Source organism: Pseudohalocynthiibacter aestuariivivens (assembly GCF_018457175.1).
GTDB classification, from domain to species: Bacteria; Pseudomonadota; Alphaproteobacteria; order Rhodobacterales; family Rhodobacteraceae; genus Pseudohalocynthiibacter; species Pseudohalocynthiibacter aestuariivivens.
The window spans coordinates 1-9,204 of record NZ_JAGFNU010000029.1 but is presented as its reverse complement, the minus strand read 5'-3'; the positions used below and the strand labels follow the sequence as shown (position 1 = coordinate 9,204).

The following is a 9,204-nucleotide window of genomic DNA, read 5'->3' as shown; positions in this document are numbered from 1 at the left end:
GCCAAATCTAGGCCAATTGTTGTAACTTCCATTGGGTGGCTCCTCTCATAAGCAGTTCAAGACAACTGCACTATGGCGCATTGTGACGCCAGATGATGCAGGAGCCATCCACCCCATCCGCATAGCAATCACTCGACTATCGCGCAGCGAACTGCCACTTCGAACCCTTAATGACTAGTGCTGCACCTGCAACATCTCTACGCGAAGGGCGGGAAGCAGTCGCTCGCTGCGACCGGCTCCAACTGCAGCTTGGAGGGACAAAGGAGACTTCCGCGACACCCCTTTCGCAGGATATACGGGGCGGCGGTTCGAGAGCCTTTCCGCGGAGAGTTCTTACCGAGGTTGATCGGTGAAGGAGAAGTTGCCGTCAGCGATCTGGCGGATGCGCTCACAACCGTCGACTTCGGCGTTGAAGTACTGCCAGGCGTTTGTGGCGAACTTCCTTGGCTCGAACCCATAGATAAGAGCAGAGATCAGACCGGGCTTCGGTGGAAGGCGGACTGGTGCGGCATCAATCAATGCCTGACGCCACTCTGGATCAATGATGTCCAGTTCCATCACTGCGGCGACATATTCATGGTCTACAAAGGCAAGATCAGTTCCCCGACTGGACTGCTCCAGCAAGGCATGGGCCATTTCGTGGGAGACCAACGCTTGGAATATGACCGTCGTAGGAAGGACGCTGTAAGGACTACCTTCTACAAGTGCGTCCGCGATTGATTCTGGCTGTTTAACGCGGATGATTTCATCAGTGCAATCGTAAGTCGCAAGACAGTCTCCAATATCATGCTCAATCCTTTCGACAAGAAAGATTTCGATCGGATTGGGCTGGTGTAGGCCACACTCAAGCAGCCGTGTCTTGGCCTCAATAGCAAAATGGCAGGCAAGTTCTACGAACTCTGGTGTGGGTGAAAGTACTGAGAGCTGGTCATCTTGGCAAATGATCAACTCCGGCGAAGCAGACACTACGCATGGAGAGCCTGCGCTAAGGATTGCGAGCGCCGCGCAGATTCTATTTAACTTCCACATGCGAAAACGATCGTAGTTTAGATAGAAACCAGGATGGTCGCAAGCTACTGCAGAGTCGACAAAATAATTCTTCGGAGGCACCCTTGAGACCTCGAAGGGTTGGGTCACGGGTCTTTCTTGGCCCACATAACTACAGTGGAACGTCTGTCAAATTCCAACAAGAAGGCAAAATTTTAGCGCTCGAGTTCGATGGAAAGATGTCCGCGCCTGATGCTGTGGACGGCTCCTACTCCGGCATTGCGATGTACCAAGTTGCGGTGGTTAATCAAGAACGGCAAATGTCGCTTCTTGGCACTTTCTTGACTTAGCCTCAAAGGCAGCAATCAGGACCGAACCGGACATTTGAAATATTGCTCAACGAACGACCTCGTAAGACACACAACTACGAAACACCTGCCAAGCGTTTCAATGCATGCGTTGCGTCGATCCGTTGAAACCGCAGGACGAAGCGGACATCGAATTTGGGTGACACAACAATATGAAAACTACAGACCGCTTGAAACTGCGACCGAGAAATCAGGACTTCTTCGACAACGTTTCAATCAGAACCGTCAGGTCTTTTTTGGCATTCCCCTCTTCAAACCCGCGCTTCGTCAGATCTCGCATCAGCCGTGGGAAGTCGTCAGTTGTTCCCGTCTCTTCGTACGTTGCAAGAATTCCATTGAGCGCGCCAAGATAGGTTTCGAGCGACGCTTGTGTTTCGTCGTAGTTCCGCTCTGGGGCTTTGCGGCCAAAGTTATCGGCGTACAAGCCAGCCGCCTTTAGCGTCAGCGGCATCTGCCCCACAAAGACATCCAGAGGCACATCGGCATTCCGGCAAACGGCAGCTCCGACGCCCCGGCCAAAGTGCGAATGACATCGCCGTACCTGTCCCATACCCCTTCCGGGCTCGCGCTCAGGATGACGCTATCGGCCTTTCCGTTCATGACAGGATAGGCATTGATCATACCGATCAACCAATCCGACCCGGCACCAGTTAGAAGGTTGACTAATTCTTCAGCCTCTTTCGCGCTGCCAGTCGAAAGCTGAAGCACGGTCTTGCCAGCCAGCCTGTTGGTTATAGGGCGTAGCAGTTCAGCCGCGGCCACATGGTTTCTGATGCACAGGATCGAAATATCGCTAGCCGAAATCGCGTCTGCCGCCGAAGCGGCGACCGTAGCGCCTTCATCAACAAATGGTTGCGCTTTTTCTGGCGACCGGTTCCAAACCGTGACCGATCGCCCGCTGGCCAGCAGCGCGAGCGCCATTGCGGTGCCCATTTGGCCCAATCCAAGAACGGAAGTGTCTGCCACTGCATTAGCCTCCGTACAGCTTCATGAACTCCAATTTGTAGCCCAACACTCACTATCGCACCATCTCGCCAATTGGTAGCTTCACGTCTACCACTTGCACAAACCGAAAACAGCGCGCCGAAAAGGGCAGCTCCGTCCCGCTCAGCAGACATTTGAAATAAGTGCCGCGAACTTCTGCTTTGAGCCAGAGCGGACGTGTGCCACCGAATACAGTAGTCGTAGCGGTCACGTCCAAACTCGAGCCTATCGCAGGGGTCGGCTTTTCACTTCGCCAAGGGCGTTGCGCCAGTCTCCAGTCTTGTGATCTTGCCGTCTAGAAGACTATACGAGGCTAGCACGGCTTCCCTCGTACCATCCGGATAATCATTTACCGAATGGACGACTAGAATATCGTCGTTTTCGTATAAACATCGACGATTACCCATATCTGCTCCGCCTGCACTCATCATTTTCCTTAGCATTTCGGAAATCTGAGGCTTGTTCATTTCCGTTCCGTTTTGATGGCGAACGAAGACGCAATCATCGGCCATCAAATCAATATATGCCTCAGCATCTCGGTTCTTTGTCGCGGCATCCAGTTTCTGAAAGATCGACATTTCGTCCTCCTGATTATTTCCCGTTATATGTGGCGCAGCTCATTCTGCTGCTTGTGGCAACCCGGCAGGTTTGATGTTGTGATTAAGCCGGAACAGGTTCCCCGGATCGTACCTGGCTTTTACTCTGCCTAGGCGCTCCATGTTGCCGCCATAGGCGCCAGTGACGCGTTCAATTTCATCGTCAGGCATGAAGTTTACGTAGACACTGCCCGTCGAGTATTGGGCGGTATCGTCGAAGAGCTTGCGCGCCCATCCGATGCAGGCGTCATCGCCTGACGCATCCTCCCAACGCGTATGTACGTTCATTATAAAATGCGATGATCTTTGTGGATATGCCGTGGCATCATCTGCAACACGAGCCATTGCACCTCCGACATGCGCAATGAAAACTTCACAGTTAGGGTCGGGCAATGACTGTATTGCGTTCAGAAGAACTGATACTGCTTCGCCTGGCAGCCCGTTAAAATCATGACTCTTCCAGTAGTTTCTCATGCCTGGTGTCAGCAAGGGATCAAAAGCTGTTTGCCAGCCTACGAAGGGAGATGGTCCAATAACGTCGGCTACGGGATTCCCGAGTGCACGCAGTTGTTTGAGTGCCTCTCCGCCATCTTCCTCATCGCCAATATAACAAATGGCAAAAACAAGAACCTCCTTGCCATGCCAGTCTTCAGTAAGAAACGGCAGCGGGGGTGCTTTACGCATAACCACCCATATAGTGAGCTCATCCGGAGCTGAATTAGCGATCTTGCCGAATTCTTGCAGAAGTGACGGAGCGTCCTTGAGCGGATGTACTATCAAACCTGCCAGTACTTCCGGTCCTACGTCGTGAAGCTGGAACTCAAATGAGGTAACAATTCCAAAATTGCCGCCTCCGCCTCGAATAGCCCAGAACAAATCTGCGTTTTCATTAGCGCTCGCGCGAACAAACGCGCCGTCAGCGGTCACAATATCTACGGATATTAGGCTGTCTATTGTCATCCCGAATTTGCGCGTGATCCACCCAAATCCTCCACCTAGTGTCAATCCCGCGATGCCTGTCGTGGAATTAATGCCCATCGGCAAAGCCAAAGCATGGGATTGCGTCTCTTTGTCCACGTCGCCAAGGGATGCACCGGGCTCTACACGGGCCGTCTTCTTGGTTGGATCAACACGGACTGAGCGCATCTGAGACAAGTCGATAAGCAACGCCCCCTCGGCAACGGCATGTCCGGCGATCTGATGCCCCCCCGAGCGAATAGCAACTAGAAGGCCGTTGTCACGGGCAAAATTGACCGCACTTCGGACGTCGCTTGTGCCCATTGCTCTGACAACAAGGCCAGGCTTTCGGTCCACCATCGCGTTCCATATCGTACGGGCTTCGTCATACTCACTGTCGCCGTCCGAGAAAACGCCGCCACGTAGCGATGCGGCAAGGTTTTCGATCGTTTCCGCACCGATACTCGTTACCTTACCGTCCAAAGTTTTAAGTCTAGTCATTTATGAGTCCCCCATTTGTAATGAAGGGTCCTCGCCTGGCACATGCCTCAGATACAGAATATTGTTCTTTGGCCTTCTATAACATATCCTGATTAGCTTGTGGAAAGAGAAAATATGGGTACGCCAGCCCCATCTGGTCTTGAACGTAAGGAGGCCTGCCAAAGTCCGCTTTGTCCGGCACTACAGTCGTACGAGCCTGTTGTTGCGATTGTCCGCTTCACGGACGAAGCAGCCTTCGCAAGTTCAGTCATAAAGGTCTGCTTTGCCAATCCCGGCACCAAGTTTTGGCAGGTCATTCCCCGGTCAGCCTGCTTGGCGAGGCCGAAAGGCGAAAAGATACGGATGTCAGGCAACGCCCCACCAACGCAGGGTCTGTTCGCAGTGATATCGGATTGCGTGCTCAGCGGCTTCAACGTCACGGCTTTCCAGGGCATCAATGATCGAGAGGTGCTCTTCCATGGCAGAGACGATCCGGTCTTGAATAAACGGGCGCGCATTCTGAATGATTGCGATGCGCATCCGGTTGGCGTCATAGGTGGCCGTCAGCTGGGGATTGTCCAGCCCCTCGGCCAGATAGTTGTGCAACGCCAAGTCAACCTCTATTGCCTTTGGCGGAAGATCGTTTCCCGCGCGGTTGCGGGCCGTGTGTCGCATCTCATCGTGCTGCGCCCGCAGGGCTTTCAATTCCGAGAATGCGCTGCCAGCGATCCGCCGTCGCGCACCTTCCTGGTCAAATACCATCCGAAAATCGAGACAGTCCCGGATGGTTTCGGGGCGAGCTTCCATAACTTGCACACCGCGTTTCGGCAATGTCGACACCAAACCTAGTGCGCTGGCCTGCTTCACTGCCTCGCGGATGGCCGCAATCGGAAAATCAAGAATGCCGACAAGTTGCGACATTGAGAGGAACTGACCGTCCCGCAATTCCCCAGTTCGAAGCGCAGCCCAAAGCGCGCGTTGGGCTTTATCCGCTGATAGTGCTCCTTCTGTTGGCTGGCTCATTGGCACTCCGCTTGTGATATTATCAATTAAAATCGTAAAGTGTTGGCTGAAGTTTTTGATAGCCTGCCATATAACATATGGTCTAAAATGTCAGCTACAAGTTCAATTGCGTGCAAAAAAATAAGCAGGGAATCGAATTTTCGCTCGATTAACGGGCGCATGGAGGAAAAAATGGCTTCAATTGACGACACGCGCGTCGCACATGGCGGAACGATGGACCCGGAAGGAAATACGCTCAATCCGGCCGGTGCCGACGAAAAAACCTGGGGGTGGTTCGCCATTTTCAACATCTGGGCAAACGACGTACAATCGCTCTTCGGGTATTCCCTTGTGGCATCGCTGTTCATTTCGTTCGGCGTCGGTGGATGGACCGCATTCGCTGCTTTGATCACGGCAGCGCTCTTTGTCATGTGGATGGTCAACCTGTCTGGTGCTGCGGGTGAAAAATATGGCATCCCCTATCCGGTCTTCGCCCGCGCGAGCCTTGGAACTCAAGGTGCAAAGCTGCCTGCTATTCTTCGCGCGATTGTGGCGGTGTTCTGGTACGGCGTTCAGGTCTATTTTGCCTCGACGGCAGTAGCCCTGTTGATCCGTTCGATCACAGGTGCAAGTGGCGGAGCGGAAATCCTCGGCCTGACGGGTATCGACTGGATTTCCTTCCTCATTGTCTGGGGGTTTCACATCTTTATTTTCTGGCGTGGCATGAACTGGGTTGAGACTTTCCTGAACATTGCCGGTCCCTTTGTGTATCTGGTTATGATCGGCCTTGTAGTTGTGCTTTGGCAGCGCTCTGACGGCCAGCTTCTTTCGGCCACAGCGACTATCTTTGCCAATCCCGAAGGCACTGCTTGGACCGAGTTCAAAGGGTACATTGCCATTGTCGGCACAATGGTAGCCTATTTCGCGGCTGTCATGATCAACTTCAGCGACTTCTCGCGCTATGCCAAGGACAATCGGACGATGAAATTGGGCAACCTTGCAGGCCTGCCTTTCAACATGATCCTGTTCTCTGCACTGGCACTTCTGACGACCGGCGGTGCTGCAGTGGTCTATGGCGAGGCAATTATCAACCCGACCGAGATTGTCGAACGTACCGACAGCGTGCTTCTGGGCATCATCGCGGCGATTACCTTTTTCGCCGCAACGGTCGGGATCAACCTTGTGGCCAACTTTATCCCAGCGGTCAACGGCATCGCCAACTTGTCGCCGGAGAAGATTAGCTTTCGCAAGGCTGGTTTGATCACATCGATCTTTGCTCTGGTGATTGGCGGGTTCTGGAGCAGCTTCATCAGCCAGTTCGGGATCAGCGGCTTCGTAAACACGCTCGGCGCTGTACTCGCCCCAATCTTCGGGATCATGATAGTTGACTACTATCTCCACAGGAAGGAACAGTTGAGCGAAGCTGATCTCTACAACATGGACGGCGGCATCTATCACTATGATAACGGCTGGAACAGCGCCGCAGTCAAAGCATTCGGTGTGGCGGCGATCTTCTCTGTTGCGACCGTCTGGGTTCCGTGGTTCGCAGTATTGTCCGGCTTCAACTGGGTGATCGGCGCAATCCTTGGCGGAGCGATCTATAATGCCCTAGCCAAGGACCACGTAAAGGTTTGACAATGGCTTGGCCAGTGGAGCTTTGCAGCTTCGCTGGCCATCCATTTGTTCCAGTTCGAGTTTTCCTTATGGCTCAGTGACGCACCCGTCTTTCGAGTCTCTTACTACTATTAAGAAGACATTCGCCGCGGTGCAGAAGCCCTGAAGTTTGGGCTCGAAGAAGTCATTCGCTGTGCGATCGATGGATGTCGGCTTTGGGCCGACACTCCCCAAAATTTTCATTGGATACATTAATTTGCAGAGCCTTTTTGGCCTATGCTGTTAAAGGGCAGACAACTTCGATCAAAGATGGACCACCGTCAGCAAGTCCAGCGGATAGCGCTTTCACAAAGCTGTCGATATCTTCTGCTCGTGTCCCAGGAACGCCATGCCCCTTGGCCAAAGACACCCAATCTAGAGTTGGATTCTCAACGTCAAACATTGCCTGAGCGTTCTGACCGAAATGCGCGACACCTACATTAGCAAGTTCATTACGCAGAATCTGATAGCCGCGATTGGCAAATACGATCACCGTTACGTCTAAACTCTCGCGCGCCATAGTCCAAAGCGATTGCAGGGTATACATTGCAGACCCATCACCTGTCAGCGCAATGACCTTCCGTTCCGGGCAAGCGATCGCTGCACCCGTTGCACAGGGCAAACACAGACCGATTGCGCCACCAGTTCCCGCCAGCATTTCATGAGGTCGCGCTGTTGCAGTAGCCGGCAGGACCTTCAATCCCGAAGTAACAGATTCATTGCACAAAATGGCATTCTCCGGAATGAGGGCCGCCAAGGCCAAACCCACTTTTTCCAAAGTCAGCTGACCACTGGGAATTGAGGGTAGATCGAGCGGGAGAGCATTCACCGTGGTTTTGCTTGTGACCCCAACAGCATCCGCTAAGGATTGCAGAGTCCAGCTGATGTCATCCGTCCGGGAGCACAAACCTGCAATTGCGCAGCTTGATGACTCTGGAACACTTGGCATTCCTGGATAAGCAAAGAATGCAACCGGCCTATCCGCGCCGACTAAGGTAATTGACGACGTTCCAACCAGCTGAGCGATCTTGGGTGTCACTGGATAAACCAGCTGGTCTAGCTTTGCGGCGCCCGCGCCCTTAGATATCCGGGGTACTAATGTGTCCGCCAACAACCGGCATCCTGTTGCTGACGCTATTTTGCCAGCCAGTTCACGAAGGGGTCCGAAAAGAGCGGAATCGCCAATCAATAGCGCGGCACCTGGTGTTTTTAAGCGGGCTGCGGCAGCGTCGGTATCCTCGGGAGACGGCCGATTGAGGTTTTGCCTGTGCATCAGCCGTTTCGCAGCGGCATCCGCTTCGTTCCAAGCGGTATCAGCTGGTAGAATAAGAGTTGCAATTCGACCGTTTTGAGACCGTGCGGCGTGGATCGCTGCCGCGCCATCTGCAGCAACGCTAACGGCATCACTCGACACTCGTGTCCAATGGCTAACTGCATGACTGATACCCAATATATCGCCCTTCAGAGGGCTTTCATAACGCAAGTGATGGGTTGCGTGTTCTCCGACGACATTAACAATTCCGGAACCGGCTTTTCGGGCGTTGTGCAGATTGGCAAAGGCATTGCCGAACCCTGGTGCGAGATGCAAGAGCGTTCCCGCAACATCCCTTTTCATGCGGAAATAGCCATCTGCTGCACCCGTTGTGCCACCCTCGAACAGGCACAAAACACAGTTCATTTCGGGGTGTTCATCTAAGGCTGCCACGAAATGCATTTCAGAGGTGCCAGGATTGGCAAAAACCGTATCCAAACCATTATTCAAGAACGTCTTTACCAGCGATTGAGCCCCGTTCATTTGATTGTCCCTAGCTTAGTTCATGATTGAGATTAGTGGACTCGAAACTCAAATACCATTGAGTTTCTTATGCAGGTCTACAGAACTCCGGGAAACCGTCACAGAGTGCAAAAAATTTCCTGTCTTGCTAAGATACTGCGCAGTCTACCGATGTCCACTTTTCGGAAATGGACATATTATCAGCGGCGATGACCAATGGACGCTTTGGGCTCAAAGCAGAAATTCGCTACGCCTTTACCCAATGGCGGCTGAGCAGTGTGGTTTCAACTGATCGCCGCAACACATGCTTCAAATTTCTCTGCTGGCGTTTGGTATTGCAAGGTCTTTCGAGGTCGCTCGTTGAGTTGACGAGCGACGGCGCTGAGTTTGGCTTGACTAAAGC

Annotated in this window: 8 protein-coding genes; 1 reads left to right on the top strand and 7 read right to left on the bottom strand. The window is 53.0% G+C overall.

Annotation, left to right across the window (positions count from 1 at the left end):
• Positions 1-333: 333 nt before the first annotated feature.
• The 6 genes from J4E70_RS18975 to J4E70_RS18950 form a co-directional block, all read right to left on the bottom strand.
• Positions 334-1,029 (bottom strand): DUF6639 family protein, encoded by a 696-nt coding sequence (locus J4E70_RS18975; RefSeq protein WP_213891481.1) that lies wholly within the window; start codon positions 1,027-1,029, stop codon positions 334-336.
• A 516-nt stretch (positions 1,030-1,545) separates the two neighbouring features.
• Positions 1,546-1,833, bottom strand: a complete 288-nt coding sequence (locus J4E70_RS18970) for an imine reductase family protein (RefSeq protein ID WP_213891479.1) — start codon at positions 1,831-1,833, stop codon at positions 1,546-1,548.
• Positions 1,797-2,321: an NAD(P)-binding domain-containing protein gene (locus tag J4E70_RS18965; RefSeq protein ID WP_213891477.1), complete on the bottom strand. Its 525-nt coding sequence runs from the start codon at positions 2,319-2,321 to the stop codon at positions 1,797-1,799. The genes J4E70_RS18970 and J4E70_RS18965 overlap by 37 nt, the downstream gene beginning before the upstream one ends.
• Before the next feature lie 263 nt (positions 2,322-2,584).
• Complete coding sequence (locus tag J4E70_RS18960; protein ID WP_213891475.1) at positions 2,585-2,917, bottom strand: nuclear transport factor 2 family protein; 333 nt, start codon at positions 2,915-2,917, stop codon at positions 2,585-2,587.
• Between the two features lie 39 nt (positions 2,918-2,956).
• Positions 2,957-4,393 carry an FAD-binding oxidoreductase gene (locus tag J4E70_RS18955; RefSeq protein ID WP_213891473.1) on the bottom strand — a complete coding sequence of 479 codons (1,437 nt, stop codon included), beginning with the start codon at positions 4,391-4,393 and terminating at the stop codon, positions 2,957-2,959.
• 345 nt (positions 4,394-4,738) lie between these two features.
• Positions 4,739-5,395, bottom strand: a complete 657-nt coding sequence (locus J4E70_RS18950) for a GntR family transcriptional regulator (RefSeq protein WP_213891471.1) — start codon at positions 5,393-5,395, stop codon at positions 4,739-4,741.
• 171 nt (positions 5,396-5,566) lie between these two features.
• Between J4E70_RS18950 and J4E70_RS18945 the strand changes: the two genes are divergently transcribed.
• Complete coding sequence (locus tag J4E70_RS18945) at positions 5,567-7,009, top strand: NCS1 family nucleobase:cation symporter-1 (RefSeq protein ID WP_213891469.1); 1,443 nt, start codon at positions 5,567-5,569, stop codon at positions 7,007-7,009.
• 253 nt (positions 7,010-7,262) lie between these two features.
• Here J4E70_RS18945 and J4E70_RS18940 read toward each other — a convergent pair whose 3' ends face one another.
• On the bottom strand, positions 7,263-8,822 hold the full coding sequence (locus J4E70_RS18940) for an acetolactate synthase large subunit (protein ID WP_213891467.1): 1,560 nt from the start codon (positions 8,820-8,822) through the stop codon (positions 7,263-7,265).
• Between the last annotated feature and the right edge of the window lie 382 nt (positions 8,823-9,204).

Excerpts from the sequence above, each read along its gene's own strand:
- J4E70_RS18975 (WP_213891481.1), bottom strand. The coding sequence starts at position 1,029 with ATGTGGAAGTTAAATAGAATCTGCGCGGCGCTCGCAATCCTTAGCGCA.
- J4E70_RS18955 (WP_213891473.1), bottom strand. The coding sequence starts at position 4,393 with ATGACTAGACTTAAAACTTTGGACGGTAAGGTAACGAGTATCGGTGCG.
- J4E70_RS18960 (WP_213891475.1), bottom strand. The coding sequence starts at position 2,917 with ATGTCGATCTTTCAGAAACTGGATGCCGCGACAAAGAACCGAGATGCT.
- J4E70_RS18945 (WP_213891469.1), top strand. The coding sequence starts at position 5,567 with ATGGCTTCAATTGACGACACGCGCGTCGCACATGGCGGAACGATGGAC.
- J4E70_RS18950 (WP_213891471.1), bottom strand. The coding sequence starts at position 5,395 with ATGAGCCAGCCAACAGAAGGAGCACTATCAGCGGATAAAGCCCAACGC.
- J4E70_RS18940 (WP_213891467.1), bottom strand. The coding sequence starts at position 8,822 with ATGAACGGGGCTCAATCGCTGGTAAAGACGTTCTTGAATAATGGTTTG.